Origin of the sequence: Sphingomonas baiyangensis, from assembly GCF_005144715.1 — a bacterium.
In the GTDB taxonomy this organism is placed as follows: domain Bacteria; phylum Pseudomonadota; class Alphaproteobacteria; order Sphingomonadales; family Sphingomonadaceae; genus Sphingomonas; species Sphingomonas baiyangensis.
The window spans coordinates 1,970,949-1,989,257 of sequence record NZ_SWKR01000002.1 but is presented as its reverse complement, the minus strand read 5'-3'; the positions used below and the strand labels follow the sequence as shown (position 1 = coordinate 1,989,257).

Below are 18,309 nucleotides of genomic sequence, written 5' to 3'. Positions count from 1 at the left end.
TCATTCTGCAATCCGGCGCGGTAGAGCCTGACGTCAGCAAGAATGCCATATCAGTTTTCACTACGGTTGGAGCGTCCGTTCCTCCAGGCCAGGCGGACGCACCAGGTCAAGCGTCTTCGGCGCGGGCGTTGACGGAGCTTTCGGCAAGCTTGGTCATGTAATCGTCGCCGCCATATATTTCTTTCGTGGCTTCGCGTAGCTTGCTGGTGTCGTCCTTAAGATCCAGCGCCTTCGCGCACGCCGCCGCAGTCCGAAGCCAGCAATGGCGTAATGAGTCATGCGCTGATATTGCGCTATGATCAGCACGTCCAAAACGGGACCTGAGTCCGGACCCTCTTTGAGCGCATGTTTGGTGGCTTCCGCGACAAGGCCTTCCATTGCCTTGCAGTGCTCCTTCGAAATCTTCTCGTCCTGTCCAGCAACTAGCTCTTTTAGGACGGTGGTGTGGCTGGTGATCCCCTCTTTACCTGCTATGGGGGATAACCTTGTAGCATAGTCTCAAGGGTAACGACGCCGAGGCTAGTTGTTTTCGGTCACCGCATTATGGGTTTCGCCGACCTTCTGTTCGCCTAACTGGCCAGGGCCGTGATAGGCGATCTCCGTTTGGCCACCATGTTTGTCGGCATCAGGGTTGCCGTCCTTGCCCGTATGCGGGTTGGGGTAGGCCGCGCCAGCGCTCTCGCTGCCCGTCTTGCCGCTGATTTTGATGTCGCTGACGCCATCTGGCGCGTTGCGATCGGTATCCTGGCCGCTCGCCTGCATCGGTTTTCTGTCGCTCATGGAGATATCCTGATAGGAGAAAAAAGCTTCGTAGAAGACGATCAGCGCATACCATCATCGCTTTGATCGCCGCCGGTATCGCTGTCATAATCCTCGCCAGGGTTGCCGCCGCCCGCGCCGGCACCGCTGCCATGAACTTCACCAGTCCGTTGCTCGAGCGCACTGCGGCGGCCGGCATTGCCAGGCAATCCACGCAAATCGACCCCCGATGCGACCGCACCAGTAATCGCGTGCTCGTGACCGGTCAGTACCGGTTTTCGAGGGTGGTCGGCATCGCGCTGATCGACGGAACCATGTTCCTGGCCCGAATAGCCGGGACCGTCTCCGATCGCGGACGCAGTAGGACGCGATGAGACTGAGGTATTCGGCTTCGAAATTCGGCCTTGGGTCATAGGAGCACTCCCTCCCTGACTTAACCCTTGCCGTAACCGCACGTTCCGCCGCTGTCGTTGTGTTGCCGCGTCTCTTTCGATGCGGAACGTTCGGCAAAACCCCTGGTTGTTGTGCGTATCAGTCGCAACCCGGCCATCGTCACGAACTCGTCGGATACGCTTTGGCCGACAACCCAACCTTTTTTGATCTGGGATCATTATGGCCAACGTTCGCAAGCCTATAGCCCGCAGCGCCCCTGCAACTTGGTTCGGAGCAGGCCTTGCCACGCTGGCCGGTGCCGCGATCTTTAACCGCTGGTCGGCCGCGCGCGCCGAGCGCGATCATCCGCCGATCGGTGCGTTTGTCGAGGTCGATGGAATGCCCGTGCATTATTATCAGCGCGGCGCTGGGCCAGCGATCGTGCTGATCCACGGCAGTGCCTCGCTGGTTGAGGATTTCGTTGTCAGTGGGCTCGTCGATTTGCTTTCTCACAATCACCGCGTGATCGCGTTCGACCGGCCTGGCTATGGCTATACCCGTCGCCCGCGCGACATCGACTGGACGCCGGAGCGGCAAGCATCGCTGCTGGTAGCTGCCTGCGCCCAGCTTGGCATCGATCGACCGCTGGTGGTTGGTCACAGTTGGGGAACGCTGCCAGCGCTGGCGTGGGCACTCAATAACCCTGAGGCAATCAGCGGCCTTGCGCTGCTGTCGGGCTATTATTTTCCGACCGGGCGGCCCGACGCGGCGATCGCTGCGATTGCCGGTGCGCCTGGTATAGGTGACGTCTTCGCTAACACCGTTGCGCCTCTACAGACCCGGATTACCGGACCCCTGGGCAACAAGATCATCTTTTCGCCCGCCGATCCCACCGATGCATTTCTTACTAACACGCCCTTTGCGCTGATGCTTCGGCCATCGCAGCTACGCGCGACTGCGATCGACAGCGGCCAGATGCCCGCATCTGCTGCGCGACTGGCCCTGCGCTACGACGAACTTGACCTGCCCATCGCAATTGTCTGGGGGGATGGTGATAAGTTGGTGGAGCAGGAAGACCAGTCGCCGGTCCTTGCCAAGCAACTGCCTAAGGCGGTGGAGACGCGAATTGAAGGGGTGGGGCACATGATCCACCACACCAGCCCGTCGCGCGTAGCAGCGGCGATCCTAGCGGTCGGCCACTGTCCATAGTTCTTGAGGCATTACGCTTATGTCGCCCAATTTGAGGTAGCTATCTACAAAACGTGGTCGCATTTGTTTGCAAGGAGAGGACAAGGCCTACGATAGAAGCAGATACAGAATCGCGATCATAGCCCACTGCATTGGGTCTCATGATACGAGCGCTAAAGCGACAAAGCCTTGGGAACCTAATGCGTCGATAGTATTTGACAAATCATGGCCGAAACCGATTCCTTGGCGGCACTGCTGCATGTCGCGCTTGAAGACCTTCACTCTGGGAAAACTACGCAAGCTTTACGGCTCCCGGGGTTGGCGGCGAAGTGCTCTGATCGGACTTTGGTGGCGGTGGTAACGACTGAGGCAGCTCGAGTGGCTGTGCAGGCGAGGCGTATAGCCGAACGTGTTAAGATGGCTAGTCCGCGAAATCTGTGGATAGCAGGAATCCTCGACGACGCTGAGCGCGACACACGTCAAATTCTGTCCGGGCCTCTGCTCGACATTGCTCTGATTGGCGCGATCCGGAAGGCGAAGGCGTCAGAGATTGTTTCCCATGAAACCGCGGTCGCGCTCGCCCGCCGCATCAATATCTCTGACCTCCTAGCGGTAACTGAAGAGCTTCGCACCGAAGACATTGCAGCTGACCGAGCGCTGAAGGTCAGGCTTCAATATATCGTCAGCCAAACTGGTCACAGGACTTAAGGCGTATGGGGATTCTCGAGGTAATCCTGATGGCATGGCTCTGCGTGCGTTAAGTGGCGAAGCGCGTCACGCTCGGGATGCGACAAAGCTCCATATCAATCGCCGCGACAACAGGCGGAGCCACAACACATTTCCTAGTCAGGGCCGGTCACCTGCCACCATTCGTTTGATGTATTACACTTCGGGGAGCCATCTCCGCTCGCGATTTGCGATGCCTTCATTTCGCCTGTATCCTCACCGGCGCGACGCTGAAACAATTGACAGATAGACGTTCGCGTGTGGCTATCTGCCAATCGCAGCAGCACGGTTCGGGCAGCTTAGCTTTGGTCGTGCTGGTCACATTCGCGGCCGGGCGCCTGACGAGCGACCCTGAGAACGAAACGTAGGCTGTTCGAACGTTACTACATGCCAAAGCCTTTTCCGGCGCTAGTGCAGGCCGTTGAAGTAAGCAAGGAAGCCGAGCCGGTATACTACCGTAGTTGAAGTGTGGCTCGATCTGCTAGCGCAGCGCCCGTACGTGCAGGCGATCCAGGCTATCGCTCACATCTTGATCGTGATCGCGGGGGGTATAGGATGGAGTAGCCTCTGAGCCGCGGATAGCGACGTCGGGCTGGTGTTAAGCACTGGACCTCTCATACTTTAGTATGGTCGCGATCTTTCAACCTTGCACCCTGGGCGCATGCTGGCAGCGATCCCGGGTCTCAAGTTCGGACCGGCCGTGATGATTTTTTCCAGCAGTAAGAGCCGCATACCCAGAAATTGGACAAAGGTGTCCTTGTACATTTTCGGCTTGCGAATTTTTTCATACGCTCGAAGCCGGCGCAATAGCGAGGACAGCCTGAGCGCCGACGAATGACGTCGAGCGGTTAGTGTGGCGTCCGATTTGCCAGTCGCAGGTCATCGAGGCAATCAGCTATCCTGAGCCATGTCAGAAGGCCCTTGTTGTCGCCGGCCTGCGACAGGTCCTTCATCCGCTCCTCAATATGATCCATCGCCTTTTCGCCGTAAACACGCTCTACGTTGAGCGCGCAGGCCCACACTTCCCAGTCGCTGATCGCCACGCTTCTCTCCTTATTCGGAGCTCTTTCCATTGATTGCATAGCCTTCAATCTCGGAAGGCGGGATTGGCCCGGAGGTGAGTATCTCGTATCGAGATAGGGGTCCATCGACGACCATCTCAGCGATGATGTCGCAGCCCCGGGTTCGAGTGTTCGGGTCGTGATGGTCGAGCATCGAGCGGATGCTCGGCCGCACCCGCCCGATGGTGAAGCGCACGCTTGTGATGAGCTGATCGCGGGATACCTGTCGCATCGAATCGCCTCCGTTTTAAGCGCGAACGAAAGCAGAACGACTGGGTTGTAGGAAAGCGGCTCTCGACAGGGCGGTGAGCTATGTCATCATAGGCCATGTGCAATCGCTATCGAATGACGGCGAACCAGGCCGAGCTTGCCGCGCGCTACGGCATCGCTGCATTCCCGCCAGATCTCACGATTCCACCGCCCGAGCTATTCCCGAAGCGCGCCGCTTGGACGATCCGCGAGCAAGATGGCGTGCGGACAGCCGAGGCGATGGCTTGGGGGTTTCCGATCACGATCCGGGGCAAATCAGGCAAGCCGATCGAGAAAGCCGTCACAAACGTACGCAACTACGCCTCGCCCTTTTGGCGCAGCGCGCTGAAAAACCCCGAGCGGCGTTGCCTTGTAGCGTTCACTGAATTTTGTGAGTGGGAGGGGGAGACGGGCAGCAAGCTCGAGCGCTGGTTCTACGTTCCGTCGCAGCCGATCACCAGCTTTGCCGGCGTGTGGCGCCCCACCGAGAATGGTCCGGTGATGGCGTTCCTGACGACCGAGCCTAATCCGCTCGTCGCGCCGATCCATCCCAAAGCGATGCCAGTGCTGCTCGCGATCGATGACGAGTTGACCTGGCTATTCGGATCGCTCGATCAAGCGCTCGCGCTCGCTGCTCCATTTCCGTCGCAGCTAATGACAGTGCGCTAGCAGGCGCCCATTCCAGCCATACTTCGCGGTGGACTGAGCAAGGAGCGGATTTGCCTCTCCTAGAATGTGTAGCTTATCGACCTGCGTAGAGCGCTTAAGCAGAGCGTGTCGCTTAAGAAAATCCGTTAGCGGTAAGGTCAGGGCCGGAAAGCGTGAGCAACATCGCCGCCCTGTTCTTTCGGCCGCTCGAAATCTAGTGCTGTCTGATACCCCGAACCAAATTCACCAATTGATCTCTGCTACTGTTGGTTTTGGTTCAGCCAGCTATAATGAATTATATCTGGCAATATCGGGGCGCTCCGATTAGAAGCGCCCCACTTTGGCCTCAACGACGAGCCGACGCCAGCTGGTCGAAGTCCGCTCGCAGTTTCCCACGATCGGCATTTGCTGCCCTTTCGAGATACGCGCCGGTTTGCACTCGCTGTGCAACTTCCTTCCCTATCGCTTTACGCTGACCGTCGCACCAGCCTGAGCGGCTGCCTTCTGCAACCTTGGGCAAGGTGAAACTGCGGGCAGCGATTACGCCACCGCCGGTTGCCTGCCGCTCGACATTGAGGCTAGCGGTCCAGCTGCAGCGCAGCGTCGATGGACGCCCGCCGGGGGCGACTGCTCCAATTTGCTTCGTGGCAATCTCTACGTCGCCCCGATACTCGGCAGTCACGGCACCGCTGGGAAGGTCAATCGTGCGGGTAAGCGTTTCAGCGGGCATAGAAGAAGCGGCGACTAGCGCCATTATTGGAATGAACATACGGGTTCCTATTTTCTGGACGAACTCTCTTGCAGGCCACCATACCTACAGGCTTGCAATGTGACCCAGCGCGGTGTGTTCGCTATGTGAACGCCGAAATCTGATCTTCAGCGCGAAGCTCGGGGCGGCCGAGTTCAGCGAGCGTAATTTGACCAGGATATCGCTCTACACGCGGCTGCTCATCGAGTGCCCCGTGTAATCGCCAGAAGTAATTCTCATGCACGCTCATGCCTCTCTCCAATCAAAGGATTGAAAGATCGGATGCATCGATGCGGATTGTTTCGACCAGGCCAGCATCGAGATCACCCGATGCGGTCCGACATCACGCCTCCCAAAAAGGCGCCAGAGGGGCCCGGCCCGCACACGAGAGGTATGCACGATCGAGCGCGAGTCAAGGCCGCGGCTAGTCTTTCCCGGGCTAGCAGCATCTGCTGTCATCGTCGCCCTGCAAGCCGAGGGCGAGGCGTTTCCTTTGACAGAACGGAGGCCGTAGGTAGATGGCTTCCGCGGAGTGCGATTGCCATACGAACGGTCGGGCATCTTCGTGGCCTTTATCCCCCACCCATTTGGTTTCGCGTTAACTTTTTGCTCCTAACGCAGGACTACGCCGCGTTGAGGATGAGCCATGCGTATCGATCAGCTTCAGCCTGCGCCTACGGTCGCGGAACCGCTCGAAATTCCGGTCCAGCTGCTTGCCAGCGTGCGACGTCATCAGGCACATCTGACATCGTTGATCGCCAGCATGCGCGCTGCCGGAATGGCCGGGGCCGCTATCGATGCGAGTGTGCGTCTACTCGTAGATAGCTATGCCCACGAGCTCACGACTGCGATCCGCAGCATGATGGAGGCAGAGCGTCATGGTTGATCCGCTGCTGAGCGATGAGCCTGCGCGCGTTGCGGCATTGGAGCGGCTCGGCGTGCTCGACACCGCAGTTGAGCAGCCCTTCGAGAAGATCGTCACGCTTGTTCGAACTGTGCTTGCTGTGCCTATCGCGACGGTGACGCTCGTTGATCGTGACCGCCAGTGGTTCAAGGCCAAGCGTGGGTTCGACGCCGATCAGACGCCCCGCTCTGTTTCGTTCTGCACGCATACGATCCAGCAACGCGAACCGCTGATCGTGGAAGATGCAGACCGCGATCCGCGCTTTGCCCGCAGCCCCTTGGTACAGGGGCCCCCTTACGTCAAAAGCTATGCCGGCATCCCGCTGCGCACGCCCGAGGGCTATAATGTCGGATCGCTATGCGCGATGGATACGCGGCCGCGTCGCTTCAGCCCGGCCGACATTGCCATTCTGTCCAACTTTGCCAGCATTGTCTGCGATGAGCTGGAACTTCGGCTGGTAGCGCAGGTCGATCAACTGACCGGCGCGCTCACCCGGCGTGGGTTCGTCGAACAGGCTGAACGTGAGATCGCGCGCGCTCGTCGTAACGGCCGCTTTGGCACGCTGGTTATGATTGACCTCGATCACTTTAAATCGGTCAACGACACCCATGGCCACGCTGCTGGCGATCAAGTTTTGAGAACCATATCCGAGATCATAAGCGCAACGCTGCGACCTAGCGATGTCTTCGGTCGCCTGGGCGGTGAGGAGTTTGCGGTTTTGCTGCCGGAAACGACAGGTGACGACGCGCAATTTGTCATCGAGCGTCTGCGTCAGGCGATCGCCGCCTACCCTATAACGATCAATGGTTCTGCAAATATTCATATCACCGCCAGCTTCGGGTTGGCTTACTTTACATCAGCTACGACTTCGTTCGAAAGCTGGTTGAAGCAAGCTGACGCGATGCTGTACGAGGCAAAAGCTGCGGGGCGCAATTGTATGCGAGTTGCCGAATACCACTAACCGTGGGTGCCGCGTGAGATTTCATAGGCGACGGCCAGTTTCTTGAGCACTGTACGGCAGCATCACGACGATCGAGCAGCCCAAGACCCAAAGTGCGATCCCGAACTCTCGGGGGCAGCATGCATCCGATTTGTGCCGAAAATGTGTAGGAACCCTGAAAGGCGCGCGGCCCTTTATGCCCTATGCAGCTAAAGGCACTCCATCAACAAACGATCGTCATTACCGGCGCCAGTAGCGGCAACGGGTTGGCGACCGCTATCACCGCTGTCGAGCGTGGCGCGGCAGTTGTTCTAGGCGCCCGCAATCTCGAGGCGCTCAAAATCATCAAACTGCAACTAGAGGAGCAGGGCGGGCGGGTAGCCGTTGTGCAGACCGACGTCGCCAAAGTCGCTGATGTCGAGCGACTTGCAGCCTGTGCCGTCGAGCGCTTTGGCGGATTTGACAGTTGGATCAACAACGCTGCCGCGGCTACCTACGGCACTGTCGAGCAGGTCTCGATCGAGGATCACCAGCGCGTCTTCGACGTCAACTATTTTGGCACGTTGCATGGCTGTCTCGTTGCAGCACAACATTTGCGGAAGCGGGGCGGCGGTGCGATCATCAATCTGGGGTCGATTCTGGGCGACCGTGCGATTATCCAGCAAGGGCCCTATTCCGCCACCAAACATGCGGTGCAAGCCCTGACAGATGCGCTACGTATGGAGCTGGAGAAGGAGCGTGCCGGCATCTCCGTTACGCTTATCAAGCCTGGCGCGATCAACACGCCATACGCTGAACATGCTAGAAATTATATGAGTGATGCGCCGCGCCTTCCGCCGCCCCTCTATGATCCGGCACTTGTTGCCGATGCCGTTTTATTCGCTTGCTCGACCCCAAGGCGACAGCTGTACGTTGGTGGCGCAGGTGTGCTGTCCTCCCTTATCGGCCAGGTGGCTCCGCGCATGACCGATCGAGTAATGGAACTGATCGGAACCCGCATTCAACAAAAGCCTGGTGACCCCGGCGGGTCGGCGAGGCGCGGCAACCTTTACGAGCCAACCAGCGATGGCACAGTTCGCGGTTCGCAAAACGTTTACGTGCGCAATAGCAGTATGGCGCTGGAGGCGCAGACGCTGCCGGCTGGTGCCAGCGGGGGCATCGCGCTTGGTCTCTGCGCGTACATTTTAGCATTGCGGCTTTCGTCCCAGCGCCGGAAACATCCACTCGACACCACGCAACAATCTGCCGCGCGCTCAAAGGCATCAGAGTGAATCCGCGCGGCTCGTGATCATGCATGCCGACGCATCGTTTGTTCTGGGCGATGTCGAGGCCATGCGGAGCACCTAACCGTTCCCCGCGCCAAATATCCATTCGACTTTGCTGCGCAGCAGAGCGAACAGCGTGTCCATCGAGTCGCGCCGAACGAACGGGCGCCTGCTCCGATCGGGACGACCGACGGGGCTGTGGATGGTGGGAGCGGGATGGTGCCGCTTCCGGCGGAGACCACCAAGATGATGAAGTTGAACGATGCCCAGCGTGTCCTGCTCTCGGCGGCAGCGCAGCGCGATAGCGGCAGTTTGTATCCGCTGCCGGAAGTGCTGGCCGCCGGTCGCGCCGACAAGGCGATCGCTGGCTTGGTGGCTCGCGGGCTTGCCGATGAGCGCGAAACTGGCGACCTGGCAAACGTGTATCGGTCCGACGGCGACCTTCGCTTTGGCATGTTCGTCACAGCTGCCGGTCTGGCCGCGATCGACGCAGGTCCGAAGCACGTTGACAGCGTTGATTCGGTGCCGGCGCCGCTAGCCGCACCTGATGTAAAGCGGCTCTCTAAGAGCGCGGCAGTGATCAGCCTGCTTCGCCGCGACACCGGCGCAACGCTTGGCGAGCTGATCGAGGCCACCGGTTGGCTGCCGCACACCACACGCGCGGCGCTCACTGGCCTGCGCAAGAAGGGCCATGCAATCGAGCGCAGCAAGCGTGGCGATGCGACCTGCTACCGTATCGAGGCAGCGTCGTGACCATGGGTAGCGTGGAAGCAGACCTGGCCGGGCTCGCGACCCTGTCGTCGGCCCAACTGAGGGATCGGTGGCGGCGGCTGACCGGGTCGCCACTGCCCCGGGTCAGCCCGGCAATGCTGCGGCTGGCGCTTGCCTGGGAGATCCAGGCCCGTGCGTCGGGCGGGCTGCCCCGGGTCACCCGCCAGAAGCTTGCCCAGCTTGCACGCGGGGTGACCCGTACCAGTGCCGCTACCCCGGGCATGCGGCTGGTGCGAGAGTGGAACGGCATCGCACATGTGGTGGTGATCGGAGAAGACCAGATCATCCGCTGGCAGGATCGCGAGTGGCGCTCGCTCAGCGAAGTGGCGCGCGCGATTACCGGCACCCGCTGGTCGGGGCCTGCGTTCTTCGGGTTGAAGCGCAGGGTCGCGGCATGAAGCCGGTCCGCTGTGCAATCTATACGCGCAAATCGAGCGACGAGGGGCTCGAGCAGGCGTTCAACAGCCTCGATGCGCAGCGTGAGGCCTGTGCGGCTTACGTCCTGAGCCAGGCAAGCGAGGGCTGGGCGGCGCTGCCCGACATCTATGATGACGGCGGCCTGTCCGGCGGCACGCTCCAGCGCCCGGCGCTGCAGCGGCTGCTGGCGCGGGTGGACGCGGGCGAGGTCGACATCATCGTCGTGTACAAGGTCGACCGGTTGACGCGCTCGCTGTTCGACTTTGCCAAACTGGTCGAGCGACTGGACGCGGCCAGCGTATCGTTCGTGTCGGTCACCCAGTCGTTCAATACGACTACCAGCATGGGGCGGCTGACGCTCAACATGCTGCTGAGCTTCGCGCAGTTCGAGCGCGAGGTCACGGCCGAGCGTATCCGCGACAAGATCGCGGCATCCAAGGCCAAGGGCATGTGGATGGGTGGTAATCCGCCCATCGGCTATGCGCCTGACGGGCGGACGCTCAAGGTGGTCGAGCCCGAAGCCGCGCAGGTTCGCGCGGTGTTCGAGCGCTATCTGCAGCTTGGCAATGTGCGGCAGGTGGCCGACGCGCTGGCGCGCGATCGGATCACGACACCGCAGCGGATCAACGGCAAGGGCAAGGCCTATGGTGGCTGCGCGTGGTCCCGCGGTCAGATCTACAAGCTGCTGTCCAACCCGATCTATCTTGGGCTGATCGAACATAAGGGCGCACGGTTCAAAGGGCTTCATCCCGCCATCATCGACGCCGATCTGTGGGAGCAGGTCCAGGCCAGGCTTGCGCAGAATCTGCAGGGGCATCGCACAGGGGGCCGCGCCAGCAGTCCCAGCCTGCTGGCAGGCAAGGTGGTCGATGATGACGGCAGGCCATTGATCGCGGCACACGCCACCAAGCGCGTTGCAAGTGTTGGGAGCACCGCCGCTGACGCGGCGGGCGGGGGCAGGGTGCGCTATCGCTATTATGTGACCCAGGAAGCGCACCGCGGCGAAGTGCCGGGCATGCGCATCCCGGCGCGTGAGCTCGAGGCGCTCGTCATCGCCCGCATACAGGAGGAGCTGGCGGACCCGTTCTCGCTGGCTGACAAGGCTGCGCTATCAGTGCCGCCGCACGATGTGCTGCGGCTACACGGCGACAAGATCGCGCCTTCGAGGCAGGCGATCGCCGAACTGATCGAGCAGGTCAAAATAGCCAGCAGCAGCATCGATATCGTCTGCTCGGGCGGCGCCATCGCTGCCTTGCTGGGGCTGCCGGCTCCCGAGGCGCCGACCCGCGCGCTGCTACATTGCGAGGCACGGCTGACCCGCTCGGGCCGCGTGGTTCGGTTGGTCAATGGCAAGGGCACATCGGCGCTCGCCACCCCGGACGCAGCGCTGGTCCGGCTGGTCACCAAGGCCCATCGATGGTGGGATGAACTACGCAAGGGCGAGCTCGACACCAGGACGCTGGCGATGCGCGAAGGCGTGCAGGCCTCCTACCTTACACGCGTGCTGCGGCTGGCGTTCCTGGCACCCGATGTGATCGAGGCAATGCTGGCCGGGCGGCATGGGGCAGGGGCAACGGTCGCTGAGCTGACACTGGGAAGCGGGGTTGATCCTGCTTGGGACGCGCAGCGACGTGCGCTGATCGGCGCGATATGAAGGTTGGGCACAACCGGCCATGCCCAGCAAGGTGCCCATCTGAACGAGCTCTTCGGATTCTGAAGAGTCGTCGGCTAAGCCGCTGTATGTGGTTCGTCCGTCGCGTTCCTGCGATGAGCTAATTGATCAAAAAGTCGGGCCGCATTCGAGCGCCGAAGTGCGGCTCACAATCGTTCGTCCATGGCCTCCGTTTTCGCAGCTTCGCGCCATGGTCAGCCCTTAAGGCGTGGCCAAGGCGATCCGCGAAGCTGTAGCGATCGAGACTTTGCGGCAACCACCATGACAGCCGAACCGAGCAAGGCTGTCGCGATGATTGCGCTAATCCCTACGAGGCCTTTCGCGGTGGCAGTTCCTTCAACCGTTAGGTTCTTGCTGATCCGCAAGCGCAGTTGCACGTCGCTGCCGCGAGGCGTCAGTTCGTTTCGTGACTTAGCTCATCCAGAACGCGGACCGGCTACCCGATAGTAGATCGCAGCAGAGCGCCCAATTGTCTGCAAGGCCGGTCGCCCGTTTAGAGTTTTGCGCTCTGCAAGGGTAAAGGGGCTCGACGTTACTCCAGCGCCTCTTCGAACAGTTCGAGTGCAACGCGTATCGCAGCGATCCGCGTTGCGCCCCGACCAATATCCCCAAAATGTGCCTCACGGTGAACGGTTTGACGGTTGCGACATGCACAGCCAAAATGGACAAGACCCGCTTCGTCCTCTGGCGCACCTGGACCAGCGAAACCGGTTATTCCAACGGCGATATGAGCATGGCTTGCCGCCAGCGCACCTTCGGCCATGGCCACCGCGACCTCACGACTGACGGCGTGACAGTGTTCAACTTTGTCGCGAGAAACATGGAGCAGCTCGCATTTGGCGGCCGCGGAATACGTTACGAAACCTCGTTCGAACGCATTCGCGCATCCTTCCACGTCGGTTAGCAGCGACGCCAGCAGACCGCCGGTGCAGCTTTCGGCAGTCGCAAGCATAAGGTTGCGGTCACAGGCACGCTTTAACACGCGATGGGCGAGTATCTCGATCTCATCAGGTAGCGCTGGGGAAAGCGTCTCGGTCTCACTCACGGCGGATCACCCATGTATGTCGGCGCAGCTATGCCTATTGATAGCCGCCCTTTTCCTCGCGCTCATGCGCGGCATCCTCCTGAGCCTCTTCGATATCGGGCTTGCCGCCGGGCCGGTCTTTCGTAGCGCGGTCCGAGCTGCTGCTCTGATCGTCGGACGGCTCATTCATATCGTGCTCACGGGCGGGCTCTTCGTTTTCGGAAATGGTCGCCATCATCGTCTCCTTTGAAAGAGGAAACGCCGACCGCCGGTAAAAGCTCAATGGAGACCGGTATGCAGTCGCAGCTGGTAGCCGGTCTGACGCGAAGGTAAGGGCGATCGGACACACGAACCTTGCCGGTGCCGACATGGCGTAGGGGCCGGTAAGTCTGCGACCTCAATGCAGTTTGCGATCGCAGCCGCGCTAAAGTCCGCGCGTTGCGGCGGGCAAATTTAGCAGGATCACTTCGTCATGTTGCTTTATCTGGTCTGGTTTGAAGCGCCGGTCACGGCTGTGGCGACACCGATCGCCTGGGATGGCGACGCATATCCACTAAGCGACTGCATGTGGCTGGTGCGAACTACCCTTACCCGATCGCGATTATACCACTCGGTAAAACGACAGCTGCCACCTAGCTGCGCGCTGATGGTAATGCCTACGACAGACGATCCGGATCACTGGCCCAAATTTAAGGGCATGAAATCAGGCGTATCAGCGTGGCTGAGGGGGGCCGGATCGCAACGCGCCGTGCAGGTACATTAGTCGATCAGCTAGGTAGCCAGATCCGGGTGGGTTACGACCGACCGAATGTTGCACAGCGGTGTTGCCCCCAGTACCGGTTCCACCTCGCAGCCAGTCCCAGCCGAACCATTTCGCATGACAGGTCCTGACCGGTACTGGTGTAGCACCACGCCCCGGTTCTTTTTCCGACTGCCGAACCCGTGGATCGACAGGCGAGCGGCCTGGCTTGGACAATGACGTGCCCCTGGCGAGACCGGCCGACAGGTCTACCTACCAGGCGAACGAGGCCGTCCCGAGCCGCGACCGCGCTCGCGTTAGGGCAAGGATGACCGGTTGCGCAGGACCCGTCCATCTCACGTGCGGCAATCCCCGCTAGCCGCACTCGTGGGCCTTCGGCGCACCAGATCGGGCCGTCGCCATCCCATACGCGTACCGGTGTACAGGCGAACGACTGACCAGCTGCCGCAACCTGTAGGAAGATCGTCAGGACCACAGCGAACGTACTGCGCCGACCGCACCGGCAACGAATGCACTTAGGACTATAATTGTTAGGATACCGAATTCGATTTCGATCCAGCGGGATTTTGGGTCAGGGTCATGGCGCATGCGCAAATCATCGCATGCCCAGGGCGTTGTAGGACAGCCGGATCTTTCGTTGCCGTCTAGCGGTGCAATTAGGACAGGACCCGCCGGCGATCACCCCTGTGGTCTGGTGTCCTCGTCCCTTCGAGATTGTGTGCGCAGGCTCGCAATCACCCGGAGCGCACGGTGTGCAAACTACTCGCATTGATCGGATCACTCGCGGCAGGGCCGGACGTTCAACTGCCGGTGCCGACATTTGACCGGATCGCACCAGCGCCGCCTGTAGATCTCAATGACGCCGTGCTTATCGTCTGCCTGCAACGAGAGAAGGACTGGCGATGGACAGCCCGCTCCCGAAGACTATCGCGTCCTCGACGAACCCGGTCGCGGTTTGCCCGTAGCGCCGCATTCCCCACTTGCGCGCGGCAAGCCCGACGTACGACGAGGCAAGCGCTGTTCCGACCGCGATGGCTGCGCCAATGACACGCTTGTCGCGCGGAGCTAGCGCAGCCCCAGCATAGCCGGCAGTTACGCTGCGGACCGCAAGGCCGATCGGCACTGTCCGATCAGGCGCCGTTTTCATCTTGTCGCCCGCCATTTCGGCCGCCGCAAAAGCGACGGTCCCCGTCGTGATAACGGGATTCAACATCAGCTTCTGCAAGGGCAGCTCGGCGGAAATCTTCTTACGGTGCGTGGCGATTGCGACAGCCGCCAGCGGCGTCAAGCCGCGCTGTCCGGCCACCAGGCCGATCAAAATGGAACGCCACATGGGCTTTTCTCCAGCGAAGGAAAGTACTACGGCATGTCGGCCATCTCTTATCGCCCAGAAAGGGCGCTGTTCTACGCGAAGGCCGACATCTGAACGCTGTGCGCGGTTCACCGATCCTGTGGGGCAGGCTGTTAAGACCCATACTCGGTCATTCGGCACCCTCCGGCCGCTTCCCGTATTCGGTCGCCTGTTCATCTTCTGCACTACATTTCGAAAGAGCGATTATTCACCGAGAAGGTGCAACACCAGTTGGCGGCGATGGGGGCGGCGGCGGTGCTCGAAGCGATAGATGCCCTGCCATGTGCCGAGCGCCAGTTCGCCGCCCATCACCGGGATCGTCAGCTGGACCTGGGTCAGCGCCGTGCGCAGATGCGCCGGCATGTCGTCGGGCCCTTCATCGTCAGGTGCATAATCGTCGCTCTCCGGCTCGATCCGCGCGAAATAGCGTTCGATGTCGCCGCGCACCTCGGGCGCGGCGTTCTCCTGCATCAGCAGTGACGCGGACGTATGTCGGCAGAACACCGTCAGGAGGCCCGCGTCGATGCCCTGCGCGCGCTGCCATGCCGAAACGCGATCGGACCGGAGGCGGACGCTACGCGGTGCTTCAACGCCCGCGCTCGTACCTGTGGCACAAGCGGCGACCCGACAATTCAACGAGACACAACGTCCTCAGTCCGCAGCGGCCCTTGCCGCTAGCCTTTATCGCCCGATATTGATCCATTTGAGGCGCGTTCAGGCGTCGTCATGCGAGAAGCCGTCCTTAGTCATACTCGCCACAGCCGGGAAGGATCGTCGCTGACGCCTGTTGCCATCTGCATTCCCGCTCGCAACGAAGCGGCCGAATTGCCTAGGCTCTTCGATGCGCTGGAACGGCTGCATCCCCAACCGGCGCATGTCTGCTTCCTGCTGAACGGCTGCAGCGACGACAGCGAGGCATTGGTAAGACGCTATCGCGATCGTGCGCTGCCCCGCATATGGATGGTCGCCGCCAAGGCCACGTGCACGAATGTCGGACAAGCGCGGCACCTTGCGATGCAGGCAGGGCTAGCGGCATTGAACAGGACGAGCGGCCTTCTCCTGACGACCGATGCGGACAGTCGACCGGCGCCAGATTGGGTCGCGACCATGACGCAGGCCCTGACGCACGCCGATGCCGTGGCCGGGCGGATCGTGCGGCAAACCGAGCGACCGAGCGCACTTCAGGATCGGCTCGAGGCCTATTACGACGCGCTGTTTGCACTTCGCCGGCGGCTCGATCCGGTGCCGTGGGAAGCCGCCGCCACGCATCACTATGGCGGCGGCGCCAATCTCGGCATCCGTGCCGATGCATATCGTGCATTGGGTGGCTTCGCGCCGGTTGCGACCGGCGAGGATGCGGCCCTCCTCGACGCAGCAGCGCGCGCCGGGCTGCGCGTGCGGCGGGATGCCGCCTGCGTTGTCGAAACCTCAGATCGGCGTGAGGGGCGTTGCCCCGGCGGCCTTGCTGAGGCGCTGCGCCAGTCCGACATGCGGGAGGCGAGCGCGACGATCGTCGCCCATCCCGCCGACGAGACATGGCAGTATCGATTGCACGCCGACGCGCGCCGGGCGTTCGATGCGGGACAGCCCCACCGGATCGCCGCCGCGCTGTCGCTGACCCCCGATCACGCGGTCGGCGTCGCCCGCGAGTGCCCGAATGGCGAAGCGTTCGCGATGCGGATCGTGCCGGTGCCCCCCGGCGGCATGCGCAACGTCCCGCTGCCCGTCGCGGAGGCAGAGCTTGCCGCGATGTCGCTCGGAAGGGTCGCGGCTTGACCCTGCGCGAAGCGCTGGTCGCGCGCGCGGCGCTGGTGCCGTCGCTTGGCGACCCGGTCGACCCAGACGCGCTGATGGACCTCCTTCGGCTGCTCTACGATGCCGGACGCACCGACCTACCCCTCGCCCGCCTGTTCGAAGGGCATGTCGATGCCGTCCAGATCGTTCATCGGTACGGAAATGCCGACCAGCGCGCACGCTTGGCGGCGACGGTGGGCGACGGCGCGATATTGGGCGTGTGGAACGCGGCCCTGCCGGGCGAACCACTGCGCCATGACGAAGGCAATCTGTCTGGGGGCAAAAGCTTCGCCTCTGGCGCTGGCGTGATCTCGCACGCGCTGGTCACCGCCGAGACGGGCGACGGGCCGCGACTGATCCTGTGCGACCTCGATAGGGTCCCGCCGGTCGTCGACCGAGGCTTCTGGCACGTCGTCGGAATGCAGCGGTCGGAAACGCATGTCGTGCGATGGCAGAATGCGGCGCTTCAGACCGGAGACCTGATCGGCGAACCCGGTGATTATGTGCGCGAGCCTTGGTTCAGCGGCGGCGCGCTTCGCTTTGCTGCCGTGCAGGCGGGCGGGATCGCGGCGCTGGTCGACGGGGTTCGCGATCATCTGGTTGCAGTCGACCGCGCGGACGATCCCCACCAGCTCGGCCGCCTCGCCGCGCTTTATGCCGCGGCAGAGGCTGCCGCCGGTGCCGTTCGCACGGCGGCGCAGTCGTGGTTTGACGACGAAACGGCGCGGTTGCCGCTGGTGAGCGCCGCGCGCTGCGCGGTCTATACCGCTGGCGATACGGCGCTGACGCTGGCGCAGCAGGCGGTGGGCCTGCAGGCAATGTTCGTTCAGCATCCGCTGGCGACGACGATCACCGACTTGTCGGTCTATCTGCGCCAACCCGGCCCCGATGCGCAACGCATGCGTGTCGGCCAGGCGGTGGCGAGCGGCGTCCTTGCGCCGTCCTTGTGATGCGTCAGCTGGCCCGCCCTCGCTGCCTGCTGGTGGTGGCACCGCATGCCGATGACGAAGCGATCGGCGCCTATGGACTGATTTGGCGTCTCCGCCGCCGGGGCGTGGCGGTTCGCATTCTCGTCGTCACCGATGGGGCTGCGTCCCATCCGTCGAGCAGCGCTTGGCCGCCCGCCCGGCTGACGTCCGAACGCCGGCGCGAGACCCGACGCGAAATGCGCCGGATCGGCGTAACGGCCGATCGGATCCAGTTCTTGAGTCTGCCCGATGGCGGACTTTCGACGATGGTTTCGTCGGCCCGGCGTTTGATCGCCGCGGAGGTCCGGCGTGCGCCAAGGCCGCTGACGTTGCTCGGTCCTGCCGATGACGACGACCACCCCGACCACCGCGTCGTCGCCGGCGCGCTTGCGGATTGCCGCGGTGCGAGGGTTCGCCGCGTAAGCTATCCCGTCTGGCCCGCCGGGCGCGTGCTGCCGCATCATATCGCCCTGCCGCTCGGCGGGCAGACGCGGCTGGCGAAGCGCCTCGCGATCCGGCGCTATCGCACCCAGGCTGGCCGGATCACCGACGATCCGGCCGGCTTTGCGATGACGCGGGCGCAGGTCGCCGCCTTCAGCCGACCCTACGAGACGTTCGTGGTGCACACATTCTGAGAGCGATCACGCTGGACGGCTTTGACGCCAAGTTCGCGGCAAGTGCCGACCCGTGGT

22 protein-coding genes are annotated in these 18,309 nt (G+C 62.0%); 13 read left to right on the top strand and 9 right to left on the bottom strand.

Annotated elements, in window-relative coordinates; all coding sequences use genetic code 11:
* Window positions 1-153: 153 nt before the first annotated feature.
* The 3 genes from FBR43_RS12915 to FBR43_RS12905 all read right to left on the bottom strand — a co-directional run bounded on the left by FBR43_RS12915 (window position 154) and on the right by FBR43_RS12905 (window position 1,172).
* Complete coding sequence (locus FBR43_RS12915) at window positions 154-402, bottom strand: DUF892 family protein (RefSeq protein ID WP_249276671.1); 249 nt, start codon at window positions 400-402, stop codon at window positions 154-156.
* A 117-nt stretch (window positions 403-519) separates the two neighbouring features.
* Complete coding sequence (locus tag FBR43_RS12910; RefSeq protein ID WP_136943491.1) at window positions 520-780, bottom strand: hypothetical protein; 261 nt, start codon at window positions 778-780, stop codon at window positions 520-522.
* A gap of 41 nt (window positions 781-821) precedes the next feature.
* Window positions 822-1,172, bottom strand: coding sequence for a hypothetical protein (locus FBR43_RS12905; RefSeq protein WP_136943490.1), 351 nt, complete (start codon window positions 1,170-1,172; stop codon window positions 822-824).
* Window positions 1,173-1,371: 199 nt separating this feature from the next.
* On the opposite strand from FBR43_RS12905, the gene FBR43_RS12900 reads away from it, so the two are divergent.
* From FBR43_RS12900 to FBR43_RS16625, 3 genes are all read left to right on the top strand, one after another.
* Entirely contained in the window at window positions 1,372-2,340 is a 969-nt protein-coding gene (locus tag FBR43_RS12900) for an alpha/beta fold hydrolase (RefSeq protein WP_136943489.1), read from the top strand.
* A 204-nt stretch (window positions 2,341-2,544) separates the two neighbouring features.
* The gene (locus tag FBR43_RS12895; protein ID WP_136943488.1) at window positions 2,545-3,027 is read left to right on the top strand and encodes a DUF892 family protein; all 483 of its coding nucleotides are present in this window, start codon (window positions 2,545-2,547) and stop codon (window positions 3,025-3,027) included.
* Between the two features lie 486 nt (window positions 3,028-3,513).
* Window positions 3,514-3,609 carry an excalibur calcium-binding domain-containing protein gene (locus FBR43_RS16625; RefSeq protein WP_212611926.1) on the top strand — a complete coding sequence of 32 codons (96 nt, stop codon included), beginning with the start codon at window positions 3,514-3,516 and terminating at the stop codon, window positions 3,607-3,609.
* 284 nt (window positions 3,610-3,893) lie between these two features.
* Here the strand turns inward: FBR43_RS16625 and FBR43_RS12885 are convergent, their stop codons facing one another.
* The gene (locus FBR43_RS12885) at window positions 3,894-4,088 is read right to left on the bottom strand and encodes a DUF6961 family protein (protein ID WP_136943487.1); all 195 of its coding nucleotides are present in this window, start codon (window positions 4,086-4,088) and stop codon (window positions 3,894-3,896) included.
* Between the two features lie 345 nt (window positions 4,089-4,433).
* Here FBR43_RS12885 and FBR43_RS12880 point away from each other — a divergent pair, with 345 nt between their 5' ends.
* Window positions 4,434-5,024, top strand: a complete 591-nt coding sequence (locus FBR43_RS12880) for an SOS response-associated peptidase (RefSeq protein ID WP_136943486.1) — start codon at window positions 4,434-4,436, stop codon at window positions 5,022-5,024.
* A gap of 325 nt (window positions 5,025-5,349) precedes the next feature.
* Here the strand turns inward: FBR43_RS12880 and FBR43_RS12875 are convergent, their stop codons facing one another.
* Window positions 5,350-5,733, bottom strand: coding sequence for a hypothetical protein (locus tag FBR43_RS12875; protein ID WP_136943485.1), 384 nt, complete (start codon window positions 5,731-5,733; stop codon window positions 5,350-5,352).
* Window positions 5,734-6,397: 664 nt separating this feature from the next.
* Here FBR43_RS12875 and FBR43_RS12870 point away from each other — a divergent pair.
* The 6 genes from FBR43_RS12870 (at window position 6,398) to FBR43_RS12845 (ending at window position 11,702) form a co-directional block, all read left to right on the top strand.
* Window positions 6,398-6,637 carry a hypothetical protein gene (locus tag FBR43_RS12870; RefSeq protein ID WP_136943484.1) on the top strand — a complete coding sequence of 80 codons (240 nt, stop codon included), beginning with the start codon at window positions 6,398-6,400 and terminating at the stop codon, window positions 6,635-6,637.
* Window positions 6,630-7,616: a sensor domain-containing diguanylate cyclase gene (locus FBR43_RS12865; protein WP_136943483.1), complete on the top strand. Its 987-nt coding sequence runs from the start codon at window positions 6,630-6,632 to the stop codon at window positions 7,614-7,616. Before FBR43_RS12870 ends, FBR43_RS12865 begins: the two co-directional genes overlap by 8 nt.
* Window positions 7,617-7,798: 182 nt before the next feature.
* The gene (locus FBR43_RS12860; RefSeq protein WP_136943482.1) at window positions 7,799-8,866 is read left to right on the top strand and encodes an SDR family oxidoreductase; all 1,068 of its coding nucleotides are present in this window, start codon (window positions 7,799-7,801) and stop codon (window positions 8,864-8,866) included.
* 240 nt (window positions 8,867-9,106) lie between these two features.
* Window positions 9,107-9,613 (top strand): DUF3489 domain-containing protein, encoded by a 507-nt coding sequence (locus FBR43_RS12855; RefSeq protein WP_136943481.1) that lies wholly within the window; start codon window positions 9,107-9,109, stop codon window positions 9,611-9,613.
* A gap of 2 nt (window positions 9,614-9,615) precedes the next feature.
* Window positions 9,616-10,029, top strand: a complete 414-nt coding sequence (locus FBR43_RS12850; RefSeq protein WP_136944215.1) for a DUF2924 domain-containing protein — start codon at window positions 9,616-9,618, stop codon at window positions 10,027-10,029.
* On the top strand, window positions 10,026-11,702 hold the full coding sequence (locus FBR43_RS12845; protein ID WP_136943480.1) for a recombinase family protein: 1,677 nt from the start codon (window positions 10,026-10,028) through the stop codon (window positions 11,700-11,702). Before FBR43_RS12850 ends, FBR43_RS12845 begins: the two co-directional genes overlap by 4 nt.
* Window positions 11,703-12,252: 550 nt before the next feature.
* Here the strand turns inward: FBR43_RS12845 and FBR43_RS12840 are convergent.
* The 4 genes from FBR43_RS12840 to FBR43_RS12820 all read right to left on the bottom strand — a co-directional run bounded on the left by FBR43_RS12840 (window position 12,253) and on the right by FBR43_RS12820 (window position 15,491).
* The gene (locus tag FBR43_RS12840) at window positions 12,253-12,672 is read right to left on the bottom strand and encodes a CinA family protein (protein WP_212611961.1); all 420 of its coding nucleotides are present in this window, start codon (window positions 12,670-12,672) and stop codon (window positions 12,253-12,255) included.
* Between the two features lie 127 nt (window positions 12,673-12,799).
* Entirely contained in the window at window positions 12,800-12,982 is a 183-nt protein-coding gene (locus tag FBR43_RS12835) for a hypothetical protein (protein WP_136943478.1), read from the bottom strand.
* A 1,390-nt stretch (window positions 12,983-14,372) separates the two neighbouring features.
* The gene (locus FBR43_RS12825) at window positions 14,373-14,837 is read right to left on the bottom strand and encodes a DUF4126 domain-containing protein (protein ID WP_136943476.1); all 465 of its coding nucleotides are present in this window, start codon (window positions 14,835-14,837) and stop codon (window positions 14,373-14,375) included.
* A gap of 222 nt (window positions 14,838-15,059) precedes the next feature.
* Window positions 15,060-15,491, bottom strand: a complete 432-nt coding sequence (locus FBR43_RS12820) for a secondary thiamine-phosphate synthase enzyme YjbQ (protein WP_136943475.1) — start codon at window positions 15,489-15,491, stop codon at window positions 15,060-15,062.
* Between the two features lie 90 nt (window positions 15,492-15,581).
* Here FBR43_RS12820 and FBR43_RS12815 point away from each other — a divergent pair, with 90 nt between their 5' ends.
* From FBR43_RS12815 to FBR43_RS12805, 3 genes are read left to right on the top strand one after another with little or no spacing between them, the layout of a single operon-like run.
* A complete protein-coding gene (locus FBR43_RS12815) occupies window positions 15,582-16,631 on the top strand; it encodes a glycosyltransferase (protein WP_136943474.1) in 1,050 nt (349 codons plus the stop codon).
* Entirely contained in the window at window positions 16,628-17,599 is a 972-nt protein-coding gene (locus tag FBR43_RS12810) for an acyl-CoA/acyl-ACP dehydrogenase (protein WP_136943473.1), read from the top strand. Before FBR43_RS12815 ends, FBR43_RS12810 begins: the two co-directional genes overlap by 4 nt.
* Window positions 17,599-18,252 (top strand): PIG-L deacetylase family protein, encoded by a 654-nt coding sequence (locus FBR43_RS12805; protein WP_136943472.1) that lies wholly within the window; start codon window positions 17,599-17,601, stop codon window positions 18,250-18,252. The genes FBR43_RS12810 and FBR43_RS12805 overlap by 1 nt, the downstream gene beginning before the upstream one ends.
* Window positions 18,253-18,309 lie beyond the last annotated feature (57 nt).

Excerpts from the sequence above, each read along its gene's own strand:
- FBR43_RS12910 (WP_136943491.1), bottom strand. The coding sequence starts at position 780 with ATGAGCGACAGAAAACCGATGCAGGCGAGCGGCCAGGATACCGATCGC.
- FBR43_RS12880 (WP_136943486.1), top strand. The coding sequence starts at position 4,434 with ATGTGCAATCGCTATCGAATGACGGCGAACCAGGCCGAGCTTGCCGCG.
- FBR43_RS12905 (WP_136943490.1), bottom strand. The coding sequence starts at position 1,172 with ATGACCCAAGGCCGAATTTCGAAGCCGAATACCTCAGTCTCATCGCGT.
- FBR43_RS12860 (WP_136943482.1), top strand. The coding sequence starts at position 7,799 with ATGCAGCTAAAGGCACTCCATCAACAAACGATCGTCATTACCGGCGCC.
- FBR43_RS12825 (WP_136943476.1), bottom strand. The coding sequence starts at position 14,837 with ATGTGGCGTTCCATTTTGATCGGCCTGGTGGCCGGACAGCGCGGCTTG.
- FBR43_RS12870 (WP_136943484.1), top strand. The coding sequence starts at position 6,398 with ATGCGTATCGATCAGCTTCAGCCTGCGCCTACGGTCGCGGAACCGCTC.
- FBR43_RS12865 (WP_136943483.1), top strand. The coding sequence starts at position 6,630 with ATGGTTGATCCGCTGCTGAGCGATGAGCCTGCGCGCGTTGCGGCATTG.
- FBR43_RS12845 (WP_136943480.1), top strand. The coding sequence starts at position 10,026 with ATGAAGCCGGTCCGCTGTGCAATCTATACGCGCAAATCGAGCGACGAG.
- FBR43_RS12805 (WP_136943472.1), top strand. The coding sequence starts at position 17,599 with ATGCGTCAGCTGGCCCGCCCTCGCTGCCTGCTGGTGGTGGCACCGCAT.
- FBR43_RS12900 (WP_136943489.1), top strand. The coding sequence starts at position 1,372 with ATGGCCAACGTTCGCAAGCCTATAGCCCGCAGCGCCCCTGCAACTTGG.
- FBR43_RS12835 (WP_136943478.1), bottom strand. The coding sequence starts at position 12,982 with ATGATGGCGACCATTTCCGAAAACGAAGAGCCCGCCCGTGAGCACGAT.
- FBR43_RS12840 (WP_212611961.1), bottom strand. The coding sequence starts at position 12,672 with ATGCTTGCGACTGCCGAAAGCTGCACCGGCGGTCTGCTGGCGTCGCTG.
- FBR43_RS12850 (WP_136944215.1), top strand. The coding sequence starts at position 9,616 with ATGGGTAGCGTGGAAGCAGACCTGGCCGGGCTCGCGACCCTGTCGTCG.
- FBR43_RS12895 (WP_136943488.1), top strand. The coding sequence starts at position 2,545 with ATGGCCGAAACCGATTCCTTGGCGGCACTGCTGCATGTCGCGCTTGAA.
- FBR43_RS12855 (WP_136943481.1), top strand. The coding sequence starts at position 9,107 with ATGATGAAGTTGAACGATGCCCAGCGTGTCCTGCTCTCGGCGGCAGCG.
- FBR43_RS12815 (WP_136943474.1), top strand. The coding sequence starts at position 15,582 with ATGCGAGAAGCCGTCCTTAGTCATACTCGCCACAGCCGGGAAGGATCG.
- FBR43_RS12875 (WP_136943485.1), bottom strand. The coding sequence starts at position 5,733 with ATGCCCGCTGAAACGCTTACCCGCACGATTGACCTTCCCAGCGGTGCC.